Source organism: Parendozoicomonas verongulae (assembly GCF_009711465.1).
Lineage (GTDB): Bacteria > Pseudomonadota > Gammaproteobacteria > Pseudomonadales > Endozoicomonadaceae > Sansalvadorimonas > Sansalvadorimonas verongulae.
In genome coordinates this window covers 1-20,730 of record NZ_SMME01000838.1, presented here as the reverse complement: position 1 = coordinate 20,730, position 20,730 = coordinate 1, and the positions used below count along the sequence as shown (strand labels likewise).

Here is a 20,730-nt window from a genome sequence, read left to right as displayed (position 1 = left end):
TTATTTACGGCAACCTACTTACCTTTCATTTGCCAGTAGGTGTCTTCAGGTATCTGAAGAAGTCACTGTCTGGCTCCAGCAGCATTACGTCAGATGGGCTGTTAAAGGAGCTCTTGTAAGCCTGCAAGCTACGGTAGAAGGAGTAGAACTCTGCATCCTTCTTGTAAGCACCGGCGTAGATAGATGCGGATTCCGCATCACCTTCACCTCGGGTGATTTCAGCTCTGCGATAGGCATCAGCCAGAATAACCCGACGCTCACGATCCGCGTTCGCTCGGATCGCCTTACCCATTTCCTTACCCTTAGAACGGTATTCCTGGGCTTCCTTCTCACGCTCAGATGCCATCCGCTTAAATACGGAGTCACTTACGTCGTCAGGCAGGTCGATCTTCTTAACACGCACGTCTCTTACCGATACACCCAGCTCCTTCAGGGCAACAGCGTTCAGACCAGAGGTGATATCTTCCATCATCTGATCACGACGGCCAGAAACCACTTCGTTCAGAGTCAGGCCACCGAAGCTGTTACGCAGGCGGGAGTCAGCACGCTGGGTCAGCAGCTGGCTGACACGGTACAGTTCACCGTTGGTTGCCTTATAGAACTTCTCAACATCCTGAATCTGCCACTTGATGTAGGCATCAACAACCACAGCTTTCTGTTCCAGGGTCAGGAAACGAGCCTGGGGAACATCCAGTGGCTGCAGACGACCATCAAAGATTCGCACCTTATCGATGAAGGGAACCTTCACATGCAGGCCGGGCTGGAGGTTGTCATTAGTGATCTGACCAAAACGCAGCTGAACACCACGTTCAAGTTCTGTGACCATAAACAGGCTGTTAGCCGCTACCAGAACGACAACACCCAACGCTATCAGGGCAGACATTACTTTAGAGCTCATCGTGAAGTCCTCCCTGCACGGCTGTTGCTGACACGGCGGTTAATCTCCGCAGTTACATGATCAGCAATAGTGCCGATTTCGTCCTGAGTCAGATTTGTTGCACCTGAGCTGTGAACGGATGAGCCACCAATGGTCGCTCTACCCTTCTGGCCTTCCATCAGTTTATCCAATGGCAGATACATCATATTGTTGCCACCTTTTACGTCAACCATCACCTTGCTGGTTGCGCTCAGCACATCCTGCATGGTTTCCAGATACAGACGTTCACGGGTTACGCCCGGAGCCTTCTGGTACTCGGTGAGCAGCTGGTCAAAACGAGATGCGTCACCCTTTGCGCGGGAGACAACTTCTTCTTTGTAACCGTTCGCTTCCTCGATGATGCGCTGTGCGTCACCTCGAGCTTCAGGTACAACCTGGTTAGCGTAGGCTTCTGCTTTGTTCTTTTCCTGCTGCTCTTCTTCTCGAGCACGGATAACATCGTCAAAAGCTGTCAGAACCTGACGTGGAGGCTGGGAACTCTCGATGTTCACCTTCACGATGTTCAGACCGGTGCCGTATTCGTTCAGGTAGTCCTGCAGACGTATCTTCACTTCATCACCCAGAACTTCACGACCTTCGGTCAGCACTTTGTGCATCTCGGAGCTGCCCACTACGTGACGCAGGGCACTCTGGGTCGCTTCTTTCAGACTCTGCTCAGGGTTGGAATCCTTCAGCACATAGTCTTCAAGGCTGGTGATGTTGTACTGAACAGACATGGCCACTTCGACAATATTCTCATCTTCCGTCAGCATGGACTGACTCAGGCGATAAGTATTGATCTGAGTAACTGGTTTCAGATAACGGGTTTCAATCGGTGGGAAGTACATGCGCAAGCCAGGGCCTACAGTTTCAGTGTACTTACCAAAACGAAGGATAACGGCACGTTCCTTTTCATCCACCACGTAGATGGCATTCCACACATACGCGAGCAATGCGATAACGACAATACCAGCCCAGAGGCCGCGCGTACCAGCTGCACCGGAACCTCCGCGATTATTATTGCCACCAGTAGAACCACCCTTGCCACCGAAAATACCTTTCAGTGTCTGTTGAAACTTGCGGAAGGCTTCATCCAGATCAGGTGGCCCCTGATTATTGCCTTTATTTCCGCCCCCCCAGGGATCCTGGTTATTACCACCCGGCTCGTTCCAGGCCATAAAATTCTCCGTCGTCAGCGTTATCATCCACTGCCTGGTCGCGCAGACAGAGTTTAGAAAGCGTGCCTGACCGATGTGTACTTTCACGACACCATCAAGGCCTGCCTACTGTCAGTAATGGTCAGTCGCTATACGTGCGCGCTGTTCGCTCTGTACAACGTACTACGACCACCATGGCAAATTGTAGAGTTACTGCGGTATTAGGTGCAACCTTCACTGCGGCTTATACGCAGTATTCATCCAAGTATTTCTCTCAGAATTTGGTAAGTGTCGTTTTTCGCACCTTTTAATACCAAACCGTACACCTGCTAAATCATCAAATCAGGTATGAAATGATGGCTGTAACTTAGATATTCAAGTGTATAACCACCATTGATGTCACCAAAACAATGTCGTATGACACCTAGTCTTCCCGCATCCAGGGTTCTTTATCGGGCAACTCCCAAGGCAATTCTGCGCCTTCTTGCAAAATCAACTTTTGTAGTTCCTGACGAGGCATGCGCAGCTCCAGAACAGGCAAGCCCTCTTCATTGAAGGACTCACTTTGCACAACACCCATTTGATAAAGGCGAGCACGCAAACGTCCCTGGTTGTGTGGAACAGGAATAAACTCATGAATCAGGTCTTCACCCAGCAGCTCGGCAATCGCCAACTGCAGTAAGTCGAGCCCTTCACCGTTTTGCGCAGAAATCCATACACGTACTGGTTTATTGTTCTCATTACGGTCTATACGGGGCTTCATACCCAGCAGATCGGTTTTGTTGAACACTTCCAGCTGTGGCAGCTCGTGTGCGTCGATCTCCTCCAGAACGTCACGAACCTGATGAATGTTATCCGCGCGCTCCTGGTCTGCACAGTCAATCACGTGCAGCAGCAAATCCGCCATGGCGGACTCTTCCAGTGTGGCGCGAAAAGCCTGCACCAGTTTGTGGGGCAGATGCCGGATAAATCCTACGGTATCCGCAAGAATAATTGGACCCAGATCCTGAATCTGTAAACGACGCAGGGTTGGGTCCAGCGTTGCGAACAACTGGTCGGCCGCATACACCTCAGATTCGGTGATCGAATTAAACAGCGTTGATTTGCCTGCGTTGGTGTAACCCACCAGCGACACAAGGGGAATATCCGCACGTTTACGGGAGCGCCGGGTCTGGTCACGCTGCTTACGCACTTTCTCCAGACGTTTCTGAATAGTCTTGATACGGATGCGAAGTAGACGACGATCTGTTTCCAACTGGGTTTCACCGGGCCCACGCAGACCAACACCACCTTTCTGGCGTTCAAGGTGAGTCCAACCGCGCACCAGACGTGTGCTCACATGATCAAGCTGAGCCAGTTCAACCTGCAATTTACCTTCGTGGGTACGTGCACGTTGAGCAAAAATATCGAGGATAAGACCGGTTCTATCTACCACACGGCATTGCAGCTCCGCTTCCAGGTTGCGCTCCTGGCTGGGGGACAGGGCATGGTTAAACAAAACCACATCGGCATCGTTGGCTATTACCTGCTGGCGAATTTCTTCCAGTTTTCCGGAACCAACAAAATAACGGGGGGAGACTTTGGGATTGGCAACAACTACGAATGCCACCTGAGTAACATTGGCGGAACGTACCAGCTCCTGAAACTCTCTTGGGTCTTCACGCTGCAGGTCATCAAGGCATTCTGGATGGACGAGTACAGCTCTTTCACCACGTTCATGACGCTCAAAAAACAAGCAATCTGCTCCATTTAATTATATTCAGGAAACAATTCTGCCCTTAACGCCTTTTGATTGCACTGTTTTAACTATGAAAACACCTACACACCTCAATACTTAGTGTGCTTATTGTCGTTCATGGCTGTTTGGGCGCTTAAATAAGCAAAAAGCCAAGTTCCTAAGAAACCTGGCTTTTTGATAATTCGGGCAGCACTTTGACGCCCTGGCTTATTACGTTTACCCAGAGAATCAATATCAGTAGCCAGACATTTAGCAACTGCACCGGACTCAGGCTAAAGGACGTTTCAGTCCTGTGGCATCATATCGTCGCCTTCCTGATTAGGCATAGGCAGACGTACAGGACGACCTGGCACCACAGTAGATACCGCGTGCTTGTAAACCATTTGGCTTACGGTGTTCTTCAGAAGAATTACAAACTGATCAAAAGACTCAATCTGCCCCTGCAGCTTGATACCGTTTACCAAGTAGATGGAAACGGGAACACGCTCCTTTCTCAGGACGTTCAGGTAAGGGTCTTGTAGGGAATGCCCTTTTGACATTTCCGTACTCCTTTATATTTGTCGAATTATAAAAAGCCTGCGCTCAAAGTCCGGCTTGGAACGGCTTACAGGTTAGCAGATACAGAGAAAGCACACAGCTAATTGTTTAATCTGTATACAGCAAAGGACAAAGAACCTTAAGCCAGCCCCTATGAGCGTTCAATAAGTAATATTAGCTAGGGATACGAAAGAGCCCATTTATGTCCGATAAATACTCTTTCAAAACCGCTACCTAATTACTCAGGCCGTATGTTTAACTATGAACACGACCTAGCCACTGCTGAACAGACAGCATAGCCGAATCCAGAAGATCGGCAGATAAACTGTCGAACCAGTGTAAATTTTCCCAGCTTCGCAGCCAGGTAAACTGTCGTTTCGCAAGCTGTCTTGTTGCAATGATCCCTTTATCGACCATCTCATTGCGGGTTAGTTCCCCGTTAAGATAGGCCCACGCCTGTCGGTAGCCGACACAGCGAATAGAAGGAAGCCCGGGATGAAGATCTTTACGAGCATAAAGCGCTTCAACTTCCTCTATAAATCCCGCCTTCATCATATTGTGGAAACGCAGGGCTATGCGTTCATGAAGAGTGCTGCGTTCCTTTGGGGCCACGGCAAGATTCAATACGTTAAATGGTAACTGAGTTCGTTTCTGTTCTGCTACCAATTCTGTCACTGTTCTGCCACTGACCAGATACACTTCCAGCGCCCGCTGCAGGCGTTGTGGATCGGTTGGATGAATACGTGCAGCTGATTCCGGGTCAATACTTTGCAGACGAGCATGTACAGCGGCCCAGCCTTCGTTTTCGGCCTGTTCAAGAATATCCTGTCGAACAGTTTCATCAGCTGGCGGCATATCGGCCAGACCATCACGCAGAGCCTTGTAATAAAGCATGGTTCCGCCCACCAGCAGAGGAATCCGGCCCCGTGCGGAGATCTCTTCCATTTCCCGCAGTGCATCTGCCCGAAACTCGGCCGCCGAATAGGATTCGGCAGGATCACGAATATCAATCAAACGGTGGGGTGCACGGGCCAGTAATTCACTGTCAGGTTTAGCAGTACCAATATCCATGTCCTTGTATACCAGCGCCGAATCCACACTGATAATGTCGCAGGGCAACTGTTCATGCAGAGTGACCGCCAGATCTGTTTTACCAGACGCTGTCGGTCCCATCAGAAATATGGCGGGAGGAAGGGAGTTGGTCACCTGTCACCTGTCAGTGCGATTGAAAGCCAGAGGCGGCGCATTTTATAGCAAGCCGGTCTATGAGTTCTAGGGAATCCGCAGCAGCTGACCGACTTTAAGAGTATCTCTCACGCTCATACTGTTATAGGCCAGCAGCTGGTTCAGACTCACACTATGCTTACTGGCGATACCACTGAGAGTATCCCCTCGTCTCACCCTGTAGGTGGCTCTGCCCGCGTTGCTGCGATTATTGGCAATCAATGTTCCCGCCGGAGGGTACTTAATGAAAAACTCTTTCACGCCAGTGTGAATAGCGCGGGCAAGTTTGCGCTGGTGAGCGCGGGTTATCAGTTTACTGGCTTCCCCAGGGTTGGAGATAAACCCGGTTTCCACGAGGATCGAAGGAATATCCGGATTTTTCAGTACCACAAAAGCAGCCTGCTCTACCTTGCTCTTGTGCAGCCTGTTCACACGACCAAGCTGGCTCAGAACCTTGCTGCCAGCCTTCTCACTGCGGCTCTGGCTGTCGGTCATGGACAAATCGAGCAACACGCGGGCCAGCACATCGTCCTTATCACCCAGACTCACGCCATCTTCCCCCCCAACAAGGTCAGCGCTGTTTTCCTTGTTCGCCAGCCAACGAGCGGCCTCAGACGTCGCCCCACGCTGAGAAAGTGTGAAGACAGAGGCGCCGTTGGCACTCTTACGGGTGAAAGCATCTGCGTGAATAGATACGAAAAAGTCTGCGTTATGACGGCGGGCTTTACGGGTACGCTCCCGGAGAGAGATGTAATAGTCCCCCGTTCGTATCATCACCGGTTTAAAGCCCTGCGCCTGTTCAAACAGTTTGGCAACATCACGGGCTATGGCCAGCACCACATCCTTTTCCCGTGCACCACGGTGCCCAACGGCTCCCGGGTCTTCACCACCGTGACCAGCATCAATGGCAATCACGATGTCGCGGTTGGTCTGTTTAATGACAGGAGCGTGGGTGGTTTGTGTCGCTTTTTGTTCATCAAACAGATCGACAACAAGACGATAGCCGTATGTTTCATTGGGTTTGAGAACGAAGCTGCGAGGAGTCACCTTCTGCTTCAAATCCAGAACTATACGCAAATCCTTACTTTGACGGGTTGCCCAACGAACAGCACCAATAGGTGTTTGTCCCAGTTCCAGTTTAGAAAGGGAACCCGGCAGGCGGGTATCTTTGATATCCACAACTAACCGTTGAGGGTTAGTCAGTGGAAAAATTTTATGGTCAATATTATCGCTGAGATCAAATACAAGACGTGTTTTGTCCGGAGAGCGCCATAAACGTACACCCTTGATAGAAGAACTGGAAGCAAAGGCCGTGGAAACCGCTGGCAGAGTCAACGATGCAACCAGTACCGACGCCATTTGTGTAAACCGGCGTCTGGTTATTTTTGATTCCGGAGAGCTTTCGTCTTCTCCCTGCACAGTTTCTAACTCCCGCGTCACACCTAACTCCATGTTGCCAATCTATAAAAATACTAACGACTGTTGCTTGAAAGATGATTACAAACAGTCTGCCCATGTTCGCTGATCGGCTCAACCTCGATCACACGACTATCTGAGCGATAGGCAATCCTGATAATAATATCGGCCTCAGGGAGAAAACCCTTGCCGCGTATGGGCCACTCCACCAGACAAAGCGCATGGGGGCCGAAATATTCCCGCACGCCCAGAAAATCCAGTTCTTCCGGATCCCCCAGACGATACAGGTCAAAATGGTAAACAGACTGATCGACCATTTCATAAGGCTCAACCAGTGTATAGGTGGGGCTTTTTACAGCACCTTCATGGCCAAAACCCCGCAGGATGCCTCGGCTCAGGGTTGTTTTACCCGCACCGAGATCACCTTCCAGATAAAATACACCCCAGCCTTGGCTGGCCTCGGCAAGGCGGCGACCGAAGTCGACCATGGCTTCTTCACCCTTCAATTCAAAAGACATACTTCTCTTTCTATTCTTCGCTCAGACGGTTCAATTGTTTTCTAATGGCCAGAAGCAAATCCGTAGCAGCAAGGCCGATTTCACCGCCGGAAGCCGCACAGTTATCTCCTGCTGTACCGTGGAGCCAGACGCCCAGTCTGGCAACATCCGCTGCAGAGTATCCTTGAGCCAACAGAGCACCAGCAACACCACTGAGCACATCGCCCATCCCGGCAATAGCCATTCCGGGATTGCCAGCCCGGCATAACCAGACTTCATCAACAGAAGCTATAAGTGTGCCAGCCCCTTTGAGAATGGCAACGCCACCGCAGAGTTTTTGCAGTGCTTCCACTGCAGAAAAACGATCTTTACTCACATCACCGACGGTAGAGTTCAGCAGCCTCGCAGCCTCACCGGGGTGGGGCGTGATCACGCAATTCTCCCGAGACGTGTAAGCCTCAGGTTTTGCGGCAATAATGTTTAAAGCATCAGCATCCATCAGCACTGGCAAACCGGTATCAAGCACGGCTTTCAGGAGACCCTGCCCCCACTCATCCTTCCCAAGGCCTGGGCCGATAACAACGGCCGACTTGCCTACCAGCAAAGGTGCCAGGTCTCGCACAGACGACACGCCGCGCGCCATCACCTCAGGTCTGCGCACAAGGCTGGCCATAGTGTGTTCAGGCCGGGTAGCGAGAGTGACAAGCCCTGTACCACAGCGCAATGCCGTCTCGGCCGCCATGATAGCCGCACCACCCATGCCATGATCACCACCCACCACCAGCAGGTGACCATAGTCACCCTTGTGGGCATCCCGGGGGCGTGGTTTTACCAGAGCGGCCATATCATTGCGCTCAATAAGTCGTGCTGATGGTGGGATTGTGTCGTACACCACTTTGGGTACTTTCAGGCTGGAGAAACAAATATCACCACAAAAACGTGGCCCTGCCGCCGTGAACAGCCCTCGTTTCATACCAATGAAGGTGACTGTCACATCGGCCTTTATTGCGCAGCCCAGCTCGGAGCCGGTGTCTGCCGAAAGGCCAGACGGGATATCCACCGCCAGAACGGATTTGTCCGATTGGTTGATTAAGTGAATTGCATCCACAAAATCCCCACGAACATCACCGCCTAACCCGGTACCCAGCATCGCGTCGATAATCAGGTCGCCAGTTAATGTGATACTGTTCGACCAGGATTCACAGCTGCCCCCCTGCTCTCGAAACCACTCCCAGGCTTTTCTGGCATCTCCCGTTAGCCGCTCTGGAGGACACAGGCTTACAACCCTCACAGGGATATAACGCTGCCGGGCCAATGCGCCGATAACGTAGCCATCTCCGCCATTATTTCCTGAGCCGCAGAATATCTGAAGGGAACCGCCCTGACCGATGTGCGGCCAGGTTTTTATAGCCGCATCCAGCGCCGCACGGCCAGCACGCTTCATCAGCTCAAACCCGGGAACCCCGTGAGCATTGATCGTTTCAGCGTCCAGACTCCGCGTTTGTTCGGCGGTGTAGAGAGTATGTGGTAAACTGCCGCCCATGGGCGATCCCCTGATTTCAATTGTTTGCATTATATCCTTTAAGCTTGCCTGAATAAGTGACAGATTCACCTAACTTGACGCAAATTCCTCACAAATCCGTTTCTGAGCAGCCAACACCTGAGCAACCAGCTCTTAGCACCGAAGAACTGGAGCAGCTGGCTGCCGACATCAAATGCTGGGCACGAGAGCTCGGCTTTCAGGATGCTGCTATTACAGATATCGACCTGAGCGAGCATGAGCAACACCTGAAAGACTGGCTGGCCCGCAATTTCCATGGTGAGATGGATTACATGACCAGCCATGGCAATATGCGCTCCCGCCCCAACGAGCTGGTGCCAGGCACCATTCGCATTGTGTCTGTACGCATGGATTACCTGCCTGGAGACACCGAAGTTGTACGCATTCTGAATCAGCCCGAGAAAGCCTACATTTCCCGTTACTCTTTGGGTCGTGATTACCATAAGGTGATTCGCAAGCGTCTCACCCAACTGGGCAAGCGCGTGGAAGAGAAGGTTGGAAAATACGGCTACAGGGCATTTGTAGACAGTGCTCCCGTGCTGGAAAAAGCATTGGCAGAAAAGGCCGGGCTTGGCTGGATTGGTAAAAACTCTCTTCTTATTAACAGTAAGGCTGGTTCATGGTTCTTTTTAGGGGAGCTGTTTACCAACCTGCCCCTGCCACTTGATAAACCTCAAACCACTAATCACTGTGGCAGCTGCTTTGCCTGCGCGAAGATTTGCCCAACCGATGCCATTGTTGCACCTCATCAGATAGATGCTCGCCGTTGTATTTCTTATCTGACTATTGAGCTGAAAGGTACTATTCCGGAAGAGTTTCGCAAGCCGATGGGGAATCGGGTGTTTGGCTGCGATGACTGCCAGATTATCTGCCCTTGGAACAAGTTCGCCAAAACCTCAAAGGAAACCGACTTCCTGCCTCGCCACAAGCTAGATTCCACCGATTTGGCAGATTTGTTCATGTGGACAGAGGAAGAGTTTCTGGATAGAACTGCAGGCTCCCCTATTCGACGCACAGGCTTTGCAGGCTGGCTGAGAAATCTGGCGGTTGGTTTGGGCAACGCACCTACCTCAGAAAAAGTCATTCGAGCTTTAGAGGCTCGGCGTAACTATCCTTCAGAACTGGTTCAGGAACATGTTCTCTGGGCTCTAAAACAACATGGAGTCTCTTAGCTTTTAGGACGATTTACCGTATTCATGGATTTCATCGCCCCACTGAGATAGCTTGATGAGTCTTCTTGTTGGATAAGCTGCAGACCCACGCAATCAGCAAGAATACTCTCCAGCTGTACGTGACAATCTGAAGGATCGGGCTTATAGAGAAAAAGATAAATCTTTTGTGCTACATACAAAAAGTGGTCAGGCGCCCCTTCCCAGTCTGGCCTGATAAATAAGTGCTTCCCGGCATCCTCGACATCCTTCCACGTTGATGCGGCAAATATCGACAGATCCTCATCATCTCTACCAGCCTCGGAGAAATACAAAAACATCTGTACAAGAAGAAGCGCCAGGCTTTGCTGATCCTTATCTGCCTTTTCCCTATCTGTTTTCATCCTATACGAAACAGTCGCACCTTCTGCTGCCTCATAATTCACAGTCACTCCCTGCTGGAGAGCACCCATCATAAAACCATCTTTCCATTTCTTTTCGGTCTGATAATGAAGCTGCAGCCGTAGGATCTGACCAGACAGAGTACCGTGACAAGGTATCTCGCTGCCCTCGCTTAAGGCGAACTGGATCATCTTTTTATCAACAGACGCACGTTCTTTTTCTGCATCCCACAACACGGAGGCTAGTTGCTCCTGCAGCACTGGGTCTGGTTCTTCCTCATGCGGCACTTGAGCAGTACTAGCAATCCATGCAGCCCTTGCCATAATGCCCATTTGGGACCGCTTGGAAGCAGAGTCAAGACTACCTGAGGGTGGGAAATCCAGGGGCGGGAAATCGAGAGGTGGGGAATCTTCTGAAAAAGTAGCCTGATTTTCAATTTTCCCCCATATAGAAGCTGAGTCGTGAAAGAACCAAAAAGCATTCCCCGACTGTCCACTTGCAGATAGGGTAAGGCTTCCAGTATTTTCTGGAGTTGTTACATCATCAGCTCGCGTCTTGCCTTCAGGGTGAAGAAAGTCACACCTATCACCATAAGGGCAAGACCCTCCCATATAATTTATGCACATTGCGGTTTTGTACTTTTCGTGCCGAGCCCTCGGCCGCAGCTCACCTTCAGAGTGTGCAAACCTGCAATTCTCTCCATGACGACAAGGCTCCCCCCGTATCACACTCCAGCACATTTCTGTTTTTTTCAGGTTCCTCACTCTGCCGCTCTCAGAAATCTCAGATGATAAAGGAGGCGTTACCCTGAAGGAGCTATGTGCCTCAGGGCTAGCAGGCCGGCTCAATCCCGGAAGAGGAATACCTGCGACCGGCATAGAGTGCACGTGTATTAAAGAAAGCTTATCCAGGCGATCCTCTGCAGCCGATAAGGGAAGGGTAAATGCCCAAACAAGATAGAAAACCCTCCCTCTTCGCAAAGTGACCAGCGGAGATATCATAGAAAATCCGTACCATAGTATGACTTGAGAGCTGAGGCAGTGTAGTACAAGAAAAGCACTATTTATTCATGAAAAAGTACAATCAAAAAGGCCAGTTCAATGAGCTGGCCTTTATGTCGAAAGTAGAAGGTATCAGAGCTTGATGAAATGCTCTCGATAGAACTTCATTTCATCGATGGATTCGCGAATATCTTCGATCGCCTTGTGAGAGCCCTGCTTTGTCATGCCCTTGAGCAACTCAGGCTTCCAACGGCGCGCCAGCTCTTTCAGAGTACTGACATCGATATTGCGATAGTGGAAGAAGTCGTGCAGGTCGCTCATGTAGTTAAAGAGGAAACGACGATCCTGGCCGATAGTATTGCCACACATAGGGGACTTGCCAGGTTCAGCGTACTGTTTGAGGAAGTCGATCGTGATCTTCTCAGCCTCCGCTTCACTGATGGTGCTCTGACGCACGCGCTCAGTGAGGCCGGTTTTGCCGTGGGTTTCCACGCACCATTCATTCATGGCCTCAAGAACAGATTCCGGCTGATGGACTGCAATCACAGGCCCTTCCGCCAGAATATTGAGGTCAGGATCGGTCACGATAACCGCGACTTCGAGTATACGGTCCGTTCTTGGGTCAAGTCCCGTCATTTCCAGATCGAGCCAGACCAGATTCTCAGCCAGAGACGGCTTGTTTTGCGCCATAATAGAGTGAAGTTGCCACGTGTATTGATTAAGAGTACATCAGTCATCATAATCTGGCCGGATTAGTTCATGCAAACTACCAGTCTTTTTCATTTCCCCCCGGTATTACGTTATTCATGGCCAAACGCAAGCTGAACCGCCGCCAAAACTGGCGAATCCAGAAAATTCAGGACGAGCGAGCCGAGCGAGCCAAACGACGTGAATCCAGGATTCAGGACCAGCTCAACACCTCTGAGCTGGGGCCGGAAGAAGAGGGTCTGGTCATCGCCCATTATGGCGTACAGCTGGATATCGAACGCCCTTCTGAACCAGGCTCACTCTATCGCTGCCACCTGAGAGCCAATCTGCCGGCACTGGTCACAGGTGACAGAATTATCTGGCGTCCTGGGAAAGATGACATTGGCGTTGTTGTCGCCCAACTCCCTCGGGAAAGCGAACTCTGCCGCCCGGATAACCACGGCCGAATCAAGCCCGTCGCTGCCAATATCGACTATATCGTTCTGGTTGTTGCACCAGTGCCTACAGCTCATGCCAACCTGATTGACCGTTACCTGGTGGCCGCAGAAGCCATAAATATTGAGCCGGTTCTGCTCTTAAACAAAACCGATTTGATCAACGACTCCAATCGTGACCGCCTGCTGGAATTGATGGCCACCTATCGCGATCTGGGCTATCAGGTACTTACCGCATCCACCAAGGCCGAGCACGGGCTGGATACCATCAAAAAGCTGTTAAAAGGCCACACAAGCGTGTTTGTAGGGCAGTCTGGTGTGGGTAAATCTTCCCTTGTGAATGTGCTGCTTCCCGGTATTCAGGCCAAAGTCGGAGAGTTGTCCGAGCAAACCGGCAAGGGCATGCACACTACTACAGCCGCCAGGCTGTTCCATTTCCCCGAGGGTGGGTCTTTGATCGATTCCCCTGGAATTCGAGAGTTTGGTCTCTGGCATATGGAATCTGAGGATGTGATTAACGGCTTCCGCGAGTTTCGTGAGTTTCTCGGCTATTGCCGATTCAGGGACTGTAATCATGAGCAAGAACCTGGCTGTGCACTGCTTCAGGCGCTGGAAGAAGGCAAGATAGAACAGAAGCGTATGGACTCTTATCGTCAGATTTTGAACTCAATTGGCGAGCTTTAATACAAGTTGTAACAGCGAGAACCCAAACTAAGGTCTAACTTACTCCGGAAAACTTATAAACCCAACTGTTGTCAAAAGCATTAACGCAATACTTAACGGGGATTTATTCATGTTTTCCGGACTTTTTCGCTACACACTTGCTCTCGCTATTGGCCTGACCGGGCTTTTGATACTCTGTGTCTCACTTGCAGGACAGGCACAGGCTGACGAAAGTTCCCCGGTTCTCAGCCTGTATATGTCCAATAGCGGCATCCAGTTAACCTTTGGTATGAGCGACTCTCCCGAGCCGCTGGTTGAGTTCACCCAGAACACATGGGATAGCCCGGCACTGTTTGGCCATCCGCCGTCTCTCGTTTTCAATGACTCTCCCATTATCTTCTTTCGCAGCATTTTGAATACTGCTGCACCAGCCATCAGGCGGGAGATGCAGCGCTTGCAGCTATTTACTGCTGACAGTAAGCCCATGCAGGTTTATGTGGCAGCAGCCGGCGCTGATGCAGCAGGCAAGCTTGGTTTACCCAACAGTAACGCCACACGGCTGCTGAGCCCTGATCAACAAACAAGCTGTACCCGCCCGAATATGAGCAGAACAGAATTCTTCACCTGTTTTGCTCAACTGGAAGTGCTGCACACTCTTTATCGCAGCCGTGATACGTCCAAGGTCGTTGCAAAGGTTGAGCAAGACGTCAACCTTGTAGCCGCTATGGCGTCCAGTCACGCGAAGAGTCTTGACCGGGAAGTACCTGGCCGCACATCATTGGTTGTACACGCTACGACCATCAGCAACCCCTACCTGGTTCGTGATGGAAAAGCTGTCGGCACCGTCGGATGGATTCCTGCATCAATGGATCACAACGGTGGTATTTTTGAGATTGGCCAGAGCTACCGCTCTCATCTGCTGAACAATGCCGAGAAAACCACCTCTTTAGCAAAAGTGATTGCTCTGGATCCTCGTTCAGCTAATCACCCGTCCGGTTATCAGGCAAACCACGAGCGTTTAACAAAAAAGCTTAACCCGAAAGGCTTTAACAACTTTGGACGCCTGGTAGGAGAAACCGCTAACAGTCTGAATAGGGCCCGTATAGAAGCCAGCCTGAACGCACCCGTGAATAATGATCTCTACAAACAGGCTATTGCTGAAGCTCTGCCAATGGTGCACACGGCCAGAACAAACTTTATGGCTTTGGCTACAGCGTTCTACGCTCTCACAGAAAACGAGTTTAATGGCAGGGCTCCCCACGTGATTATTGTGGGGGAAGAGTCTGATGTCTTGTTCCCAACAGTTGGTGACTTTATCACCCACGGAACAGCAATCACCGCCGATACGACAAAACTCTCAGCTATCGTGCACCCTATCCTTTCCAGAAACGATACACGCTTCAGTATCACCGACAAAACCCAGCAGTGGATTGGCTCCCATACTTCCGATCTGTTTGCAGATGTTGAGATGGTATCTACAGCTGAGTTTTCCCGTTTCCAACATCAGGCAGCCGTACAACGGGTATCCTCACCCGCTCAAAGCCCAGCTGCTCCGTAACGGGCTTCCATGACACTTTTGAAGGTACGAACAGCGGATTGGGTTAACGCCTGATCCAGCTGTTCGCTACTGATAACCTCAGGCACTCACACACCACTGGAGCGCTCAGCAAACCGCTCTTGCAACAGAGCCGTATCGCCAATCACGTGATATGTGGCGCTGTAGAAAAGAGGGCTCAGTAATAGCCCATAGTTTCTGTTACTGCCCCTCCCTCTGCCGTACAATGCTCGTCCTGATTACCTCTTCATCAGCCACCATCGGAGTCAACAACAATGAGCAATAACCTTCCGCCTGTCGCGCTGATCGAACCTGAACAGCTGGCCAGCCAATTGCAGGATGAAAACCTGCTGATTCTGGATGTCTGCAACCCTGCCACCTACCAGCAGGCTCATATTCCCGGCGCTGTGCATATTGCACCTAAGGAACTGACCTGCAACGAGCCACCTGCAACCGGCATGCTACCGAGCCTGGAGCATTTGAATGCCGTTCTCAGCCGGGTGGGATATCAGCAGGATAAACACATTGTTGTGTACGATGATGAAGGTGGCGGCTGGGCCGGACGATTGATCTGGACTCTGGATTTACTGGGGCATCAGAAAATATCCTATCTCAACGGTGGTTTGCATGCCTGGCTGGCGGCGAAACTGCCTTTACAGAAAGAGCCGGTAACACCAGATTCAACATCTGTGGAAGCAACCATCGTCAATCATAGCGTTCGCGCCAAAGCAGAAGATATTATGGCGGAGCTGGCCGCAGGCGAAGCCAGCGATATGGTTGTGTGGGATGCCCGTTCACCAGAAGAGCATGCTGGCATCAAGCAGTTCGCCACCCGCGCCGGACATATTCCCGGCGCGATTAACTATGAATGGACACGCGGAATGGACGCAGCAAACCAGTATCGCCTCCACCCCAACCTGCAGGCCCAGTTGAACTCTCTGGGCCTGAGCGCAGACAAAAACATTGTGACTCACTGTCAAACCCATCACCGCTCCGGCTTTACTTATATGGCCGGTCGCATTCTGGGTTACCAAAAGATCAGGGCTTACGATGGCTCCTGGTCGGAATGGGGTAACCGCGCTGATACCCCGATTACGACAGCTGACTAAATTACGAGACCGAGCAAATATCACTGTGAAAAAACAACTTTTTATTGCACTGCAGTACATTGTTCCCCATCACCTGATTTCCCGTACCATTGGGCTGCTGGCGGATAGCACAATCCCCGGCATCAAGAACCCGCTCACCAACTGGTTCGTGAAACAATACTGCGTGGATATGAGCGAAGCACAGGAGGAAAACCCTGAAGCTTACGAGTCCTTCAACGATTTCTTTACCCGCCCGCTGAAAGACGGCATGCGCCCACTGCCTGCAGATGAAGATCTTGTGGTGTGCCCTGCAGACGGTGCTATCAGCCAGATTGGTGGCATCACCTTCAGCCGTGTTTATCAAGCCAAGGGGCATGACTACAGCCTCACTGAACTGGTGGGCGGCGATCCGGAACTGGCCCGCGAATTTGAAGACGGAAAGTTCGCAACAGTCTACCTCTCGCCAAAGGATTACCACCGTGTACACATGCCAGTTACCGGCACCCTGCGCAAAATGATTCACGTACCTGGTCGTCTGTTCTCCGTGAACCAGACAACCGCTGAGAACGTGCCTCGTCTGTTTGCCCGTAACGAGCGGGCGGTGTGTATCTTCGATACAGAGAAAGGCCCTATGGCGGTCATTCTTGTGGGTGCGATGATAGTTGCCAGTATCGAAACCGTATGGGCGGGGCTGGTGACACCCCACAAACGCACGGTGAAAACCTTCGACTACTCGTCTGATGCCCACAAACCCATTGTTCTGGAGCGTGGTGCTGAAATGGGTCGCTTCAAGCTGGGCTCTACGGCCATTGTTCTATTTGGTAAGGATCAGGTGAAGTGGGCTGAGGAGCTGGCAGAAACTGTTCCTGTGCGCATGGGGCAAGCCATGAGTGTGAGCGAACGCAACGACGAAGAACCGAAAGAGGTCAAAGGCGAATAAGTCGAGACAGAACAGGGTTAACCACTGAATGCCTTAGATTCAGTGGTTAACCCAACATGCCATTATCCCAATTCATCCCGCAGTTTATCCAAAAAACCCTGAAGATAAGCAGTATTCTCTTCCGCCAGCTTCCGGCCAGGAATCGTTTTCATAGTGGAGCCCAGTGTCAACAGTTTGCTGTAGAAGTGATCTACGCTGTATTGACGATCATCCAGATCACGCTGTTCGGCCCATGGGTCTTTGGCATTAAACAGCTTGGAGCCCATTTTCCCGCCCGTGTAAAAGCAGCGAGCCAAACCAATCGCACCGATAGCTTCCATGCGGTCAGCATCCTGAACGACTTCCGCCTCTGGGCTTTCAGTAGGTATGCCAGCTGAGAAGCTATGGGCTTCTACTGCATGACAAACACCGGGAATCAGATCTTCCGGGAAGTTCAGTTCTTCAAGAATTTCCTGGGTTTTCTCAGCTGCCAGTTGTGATGACTTGCTGCGATCCGGGTGGTTCTTGGGTAGGGAAACAATATCGTGGAAGTAGCAGGCTGCCAGTACAACCAGTTTGTTCACCTCACGGCTCTCATCTGCCATAATTTTTTCAGCGGTTCTCCAGACCCGCTGAAAATGGGAAAGGTCGTGGGAGTGATCATCTGTTTCGTGATCGTCCAGATATTCTATAAAGTGCTGTTCCCAGAACTTCAGCATTCCTGGTTCGTTAAAATCCGTCATGGCGTTCCCTTCATTTTCTGTGCCGCAATACTAGCGTAAACTTCGCGTCAATGACTGGCAGTCTGCTTGAGCCTGAATGTCAGAGTGTACCGGGTTTTCCCTGGCAGGAAGGCACTGGGCTTTCCTTTCAGCCAGTCGTCAAATCCCGCTTGATAGAAAGAGGACAACGGATGACCACTCTGTCCTCCAGGTATATGCATAATTCCCCGTTCTTCATAACCGGGAGATACGATCATCCGTTCAGATACACCCACACTCGGTTTTTGTGCCCGTGGCGTCCAGATATCTCCTGCCAGAACAACAGTTGGCATATTCAACCACTGCCCTATAACCGGTAAAGCAGAAGACAGTGGATGATTAATTCTCGTAGTGTTTCTTTCACCCCATGTTCTCTCTGCCAGCTGATCAGCTCCCCCCAGGTTTTTAACGACTTCATCCACAGATTCCAGCACTAATGCATCCCAGGTTTTGTAAACCGGGGGCAGCCAATTCTCCGGCTGCAGCTCCAGCAGGCGTAAAACAGCTGATTCTTCCCGGTTCAAATCCTGTAGCCAGCCATCATCGACATTGGTGTTATGTGCACCACCTTTAAGAATGAAGTAGCGCCCAAGGTGCTTGAGTACTTTCAACTTGGCCACATCTTGAAATTCCCGCACTAGTCGATATCCAACATCTTCTGGCGCCGCCCGACCTGACCAGTTGCTCACAAGACGAGCAAATTCTTCCCAACTCTCATTTTTCCCTTGATCTGCTTCAATCGCTTGCAAAACAACAGATCGCCAGCTGCTCATATAAAGAGCGGTATCATCAAGGGCAATGGCCAATAGATCTTTTTCATGGAAGGCTTCTTTATCATTAAGGGCATTTCGGATTTGCAAAGTACGCGGGCCGGGCGCATAGCCACCATTTCCGAGCTTTTTATAGTCTGCGCCACTGGCAACCCGGGAGTTCGCTGTCCAGATCCGCCCATGTGCTGGATTCAGTACCATAGGGTAGTTATCCACAGGCAACCAGCCTTGCCAGTTCAGCTCGGCCTGTTGCCATGTGAGAGGATAGGTGGAATCAACACCGGAACGGTTTGGAATACGCCCCGCGATAGTCCAGCCGACATTGCCCTTACTATCACCAACCGTGAAGTTTTGAGGTGGAATACCACTGATATTGGCGACATTCACCGCCTCATATATATCCTCGGCTTTTTCCAACAGATACAAATTGCTGTTGGTGGCTTCTGGATTATGAGCTGTCCAGCGAAGCGCCTGTAAGGAGCCATCAAATTTTGACTCGCTCACTGGTCCCCAAATGGTGTAACGGGTTTTGTGAATAACCGGCTCCTGACCTTTTACATCAATAGTATGCTCACGTACGTCAAACTCGCGGGGGCCTGCAGAGGTTTTGTACAATCCTTCTTCCGTTAACTCAAGGCTCACCCGATCGTTCCAATCACCAAAACTGTTGGTAAAGGCCCATGCTACTGAGCCATTACTGCCAACTACAACGAAAGGTGTTCCCGGCAGAGTTAGCCCATTCACTCTTATCTGGTCAGTGCCATCCTTATAGATGAGCTGTGCACGATACCAGACAGTCGGTACCCGTAACCCCAGATGCATATCATCTTCAACGATAGCTGCCCCGGTTTCACTTAAACGACCAGCGACGGCAAAATTATTACTGCCAATAGCTGAAACGGGCTTTAGGTTTCCGGAAAGCGCTACATAATCACTGGCCGGTGTCGTACGCAGATTAATCACATCCGGGCCCGGTATTTGAGGCTCCACGCCATTGTCTTCTATAAGAGGAGCATCCCAGCGGGTTTGTGGGGGAGACAGAAACTCTGCTACTTCTTTGCCTGCTACACTGGCCAGAAAACCTTTGGCTTGGTCCATAGCCGCCATTTCATCACTCAAATCCAGATACATGCTGAATACAGCAAGGAATGCATCTTCCAGTTGCCATGGCTGTGGTTTTTGTTTGAGAAGCCAGTATTCAAAGGGCCGACTGACCAGATCACTCAGCCCTTTATTTACGCCATCTGTATAGGCCTGAAGGATTTGCTTACTCTCTTCGTTCTGATACGCAACAACATTACGCGCAACCTCACGAAACTGATGGATTCGCACTTTTTTATCGTGATCCAGAGCAATTTCTCCAAACAAAGCTGACAATTCACCTGCTGAGTTCCTTCGGTTTAAATCCATTTGGAAGAAACGATCCTGAGCGTGAAGATAACCGGTTGCAAAGGCGATATCTGCCCGATTACTGCCCTGAATGGTTGGAATACCCAGTTGATCTCTGTGTACATCGACAGCACCCTGTAACATTCGCGAGTGAACCTTTCCTTCAAGATGGGGAAGACTTAACGACAGGATGCCATAAAGGGAGAGCGCCAAAAGAACCGCCATTACAGCAATAAACAATGACAGTTGGCGTATACGGGCAAGCATAAAACTAACCTCTTCTTTTTCTTGTTATAGCTCTAAAGGTTACGGTGCGCAGAGGGAATGCTCCAGAATTATTTCATTCCAGAGCATGATTCACGTTAAACCATTTTAGCGACCCACACAGTTTGGAAACCCTCGGAAAGGCCCTTCGGGTGGCCCTGAACGTCGTAGCAGAAGGACTGCGCCTAATCAGATTATTTTGATATTGCTATAAGTACCCAGACTATGAGAAAGCAATGGTCCGGGTACTTACCCTATTTAAAGTTTTGCGAGCCACTGCTTAAGCTTTGGTAAGGGTAATGCTTCTGAGAGCCGATCAACCTCTTTTCCTTTATGGAAAGCGACCATAGTTGGAATGCTGCGAATGTTATAAGTGCTGGCCAACTGCTGATTGGCCTGTGTATCCAGCTTGGCAAATCGCAGATGCGGTTCAAGCTCTTTGGCAGCTCCAAAGCTCTTTTGTCGTCAGTATAAAAAATCACATAGCAAAAACCCCGAACACAATGTGCTCGGGGTTTTCTGCAGCCTTGAGCTAACAAGACTTAATTGAGCGCCTGGCGATGACCTACTCTCACATGGGGA

At 50.7% G+C, this 20,730-nt stretch carries 17 protein-coding genes and 1 pseudogene; 5 read left to right on the top strand and 13 right to left on the bottom strand.

Annotation, left to right across the window (positions count from 1 at the left end):
* Positions 1–25: 25 nt before the first annotated feature.
* From hflC to E1189_RS12780, 8 genes are all read right to left on the bottom strand, one after another.
* Complete coding sequence (hflC, locus tag E1189_RS12815; RefSeq protein WP_155160718.1) at positions 26–898, bottom strand: protease modulator HflC; 873 nt, start codon at positions 896–898, stop codon at positions 26–28.
* Complete coding sequence (gene hflK, locus E1189_RS12810) at positions 895–2,094, bottom strand: FtsH protease activity modulator HflK (protein ID WP_155160717.1); 1,200 nt, start codon at positions 2,092–2,094, stop codon at positions 895–897. The genes hflC and hflK overlap by 4 nt, the downstream gene beginning before the upstream one ends.
* Before the next feature lie 403 nt (positions 2,095–2,497).
* Complete coding sequence (gene hflX, locus E1189_RS12805) at positions 2,498–3,808, bottom strand: ribosome rescue GTPase HflX (RefSeq protein ID WP_155160716.1); 1,311 nt, start codon at positions 3,806–3,808, stop codon at positions 2,498–2,500.
* Between the two features lie 287 nt (positions 3,809–4,095).
* Positions 4,096–4,350 (bottom strand): RNA chaperone Hfq, encoded by a 255-nt coding sequence (gene hfq, locus E1189_RS12800; protein WP_155160715.1) that lies wholly within the window; start codon positions 4,348–4,350, stop codon positions 4,096–4,098.
* A 253-nt stretch (positions 4,351–4,603) separates the two neighbouring features.
* On the bottom strand, positions 4,604–5,521 hold the full coding sequence (gene miaA / locus E1189_RS12795; protein ID WP_155160739.1) for a tRNA (adenosine(37)-N6)-dimethylallyltransferase MiaA: 918 nt from the start codon (positions 5,519–5,521) through the stop codon (positions 4,604–4,606).
* 99 nt (positions 5,522–5,620) lie between these two features.
* Positions 5,621–7,024: an N-acetylmuramoyl-L-alanine amidase gene (locus E1189_RS12790; protein WP_230460374.1), complete on the bottom strand. Its 1,404-nt coding sequence runs from the start codon at positions 7,022–7,024 to the stop codon at positions 5,621–5,623.
* 20 nt (positions 7,025–7,044) lie between these two features.
* On the bottom strand, positions 7,045–7,506 hold the full coding sequence (gene tsaE / locus E1189_RS12785; RefSeq protein ID WP_155160714.1) for a tRNA (adenosine(37)-N6)-threonylcarbamoyltransferase complex ATPase subunit type 1 TsaE: 462 nt from the start codon (positions 7,504–7,506) through the stop codon (positions 7,045–7,047).
* A gap of 10 nt (positions 7,507–7,516) precedes the next feature.
* Positions 7,517–9,058, bottom strand: coding sequence for an NAD(P)H-hydrate dehydratase (locus tag E1189_RS12780; protein ID WP_230460373.1), 1,542 nt, complete (start codon positions 9,056–9,058; stop codon positions 7,517–7,519).
* Positions 9,059–9,102: 44 nt separating this feature from the next.
* On the opposite strand from E1189_RS12780, the gene queG reads away from it, so the two are divergent.
* Positions 9,103–10,218 carry a tRNA epoxyqueuosine(34) reductase QueG gene (queG, locus tag E1189_RS12775; RefSeq protein WP_155160713.1) on the top strand — a complete coding sequence of 372 codons (1,116 nt, stop codon included), beginning with the start codon at positions 9,103–9,105 and terminating at the stop codon, positions 10,216–10,218.
* Here the strand turns inward: queG and E1189_RS12770 are convergent.
* Together E1189_RS12770 and orn are read right to left on the bottom strand one after the other, a co-directional pair.
* On the bottom strand, positions 10,215–11,207 hold the full coding sequence (locus E1189_RS12770; protein WP_196221409.1) for a zinc finger CCCH domain-containing protein: 993 nt from the start codon (positions 11,205–11,207) through the stop codon (positions 10,215–10,217). The genes queG and E1189_RS12770 overlap by 4 nt on opposite strands.
* A gap of 522 nt (positions 11,208–11,729) precedes the next feature.
* Positions 11,730–12,287, bottom strand: coding sequence for an oligoribonuclease (gene orn, locus E1189_RS12765; protein WP_196221408.1), 558 nt, complete (start codon positions 12,285–12,287; stop codon positions 11,730–11,732).
* A 116-nt stretch (positions 12,288–12,403) separates the two neighbouring features.
* Between orn and rsgA the strand changes: the two genes are divergently transcribed.
* The 4 genes from rsgA (at position 12,404) to asd (ending at position 16,985) form a co-directional block, all read left to right on the top strand.
* Entirely contained in the window at positions 12,404–13,423 is a 1,020-nt protein-coding gene (gene rsgA / locus E1189_RS12760) for a small ribosomal subunit biogenesis GTPase RsgA (RefSeq protein WP_155160711.1), read from the top strand.
* Between the two features lie 109 nt (positions 13,424–13,532).
* A complete protein-coding gene (locus E1189_RS12755) occupies positions 13,533–14,960 on the top strand; it encodes a hypothetical protein (RefSeq protein WP_155160710.1) in 1,428 nt (475 codons plus the stop codon).
* A gap of 272 nt (positions 14,961–15,232) precedes the next feature.
* Positions 15,233–16,066, top strand: coding sequence for a sulfurtransferase (locus E1189_RS12750; protein ID WP_155160709.1), 834 nt, complete (start codon positions 15,233–15,235; stop codon positions 16,064–16,066).
* 25 nt (positions 16,067–16,091) lie between these two features.
* A complete protein-coding gene (asd, locus tag E1189_RS12745; protein WP_329602021.1) occupies positions 16,092–16,985 on the top strand; it encodes an archaetidylserine decarboxylase in 894 nt (297 codons plus the stop codon).
* A gap of 62 nt (positions 16,986–17,047) precedes the next feature.
* Here asd and E1189_RS12740 read toward each other — a convergent pair whose 3' ends face one another.
* The 3 genes and pseudogenes from E1189_RS12740 to E1189_RS12730 form a co-directional block, all read right to left on the bottom strand.
* Positions 17,048–17,707 (bottom strand): phosphohydrolase, encoded by a 660-nt coding sequence (locus E1189_RS12740; protein WP_230460372.1) that lies wholly within the window; start codon positions 17,705–17,707, stop codon positions 17,048–17,050.
* Positions 17,708–17,754: 47 nt separating this feature from the next.
* Positions 17,755–20,151, bottom strand: a complete 2,397-nt coding sequence (locus E1189_RS12735) for a penicillin acylase family protein (protein ID WP_155160707.1) — start codon at positions 20,149–20,151, stop codon at positions 17,755–17,757.
* A 255-nt stretch (positions 20,152–20,406) separates the two neighbouring features.
* Positions 20,407–20,583, bottom strand: a pseudogene (locus E1189_RS12730) (thioredoxin family protein); the annotation flags it as partial.
* Between the last annotated feature and the right edge of the window lie 147 nt (positions 20,584–20,730).

Bases quoted from the DNA above. Each gene is read 5' to 3' on its own strand.
- hflC (WP_155160718.1), bottom strand. From the start codon at position 898: ATGAGCTCTAAAGTAATGTCTGCCCTGATAGCGTTGGGTGTTGTCGTT.
- hflK (WP_155160717.1), bottom strand. From the start codon at position 2,094: ATGGCCTGGAACGAGCCGGGTGGTAATAACCAGGATCCCTGGGGGGGC.
- hfq (WP_155160715.1), bottom strand. From the start codon at position 4,350: ATGTCAAAAGGGCATTCCCTACAAGACCCTTACCTGAACGTCCTGAGA.
- miaA (WP_155160739.1), bottom strand. From the start codon at position 5,521: ATGGGACCGACAGCGTCTGGTAAAACAGATCTGGCGGTCACTCTGCAT.
- E1189_RS12790 (WP_230460374.1), bottom strand. From the start codon at position 7,024: ATGGAGTTAGGTGTGACGCGGGAGTTAGAAACTGTGCAGGGAGAAGAC.
- tsaE (WP_155160714.1), bottom strand. From the start codon at position 7,506: ATGTCTTTTGAATTGAAGGGTGAAGAAGCCATGGTCGACTTCGGTCGC.
- E1189_RS12780 (WP_230460373.1), bottom strand. From the start codon at position 9,058: ATGCAAACAATTGAAATCAGGGGATCGCCCATGGGCGGCAGTTTACCA.
- E1189_RS12770 (WP_196221409.1), bottom strand. From the start codon at position 11,207: ATGGGAGGGTCTTGCCCTTATGGTGATAGGTGTGACTTTCTTCACCCT.
- orn (WP_196221408.1), bottom strand. From the start codon at position 12,287: ATGGCGCAAAACAAGCCGTCTCTGGCTGAGAATCTGGTCTGGCTCGAT.
- rsgA (WP_155160711.1), top strand. From the start codon at position 12,404: ATGGCCAAACGCAAGCTGAACCGCCGCCAAAACTGGCGAATCCAGAAA.
- E1189_RS12755 (WP_155160710.1), top strand. From the start codon at position 13,533: ATGTTTTCCGGACTTTTTCGCTACACACTTGCTCTCGCTATTGGCCTG.
- E1189_RS12750 (WP_155160709.1), top strand. From the start codon at position 15,233: ATGAGCAATAACCTTCCGCCTGTCGCGCTGATCGAACCTGAACAGCTG.
- E1189_RS12740 (WP_230460372.1), bottom strand. From the start codon at position 17,707: ATGACGGATTTTAACGAACCAGGAATGCTGAAGTTCTGGGAACAGCAC.
- E1189_RS12735 (WP_155160707.1), bottom strand. From the start codon at position 20,151: ATGCTTGCCCGTATACGCCAACTGTCATTGTTTATTGCTGTAATGGCG.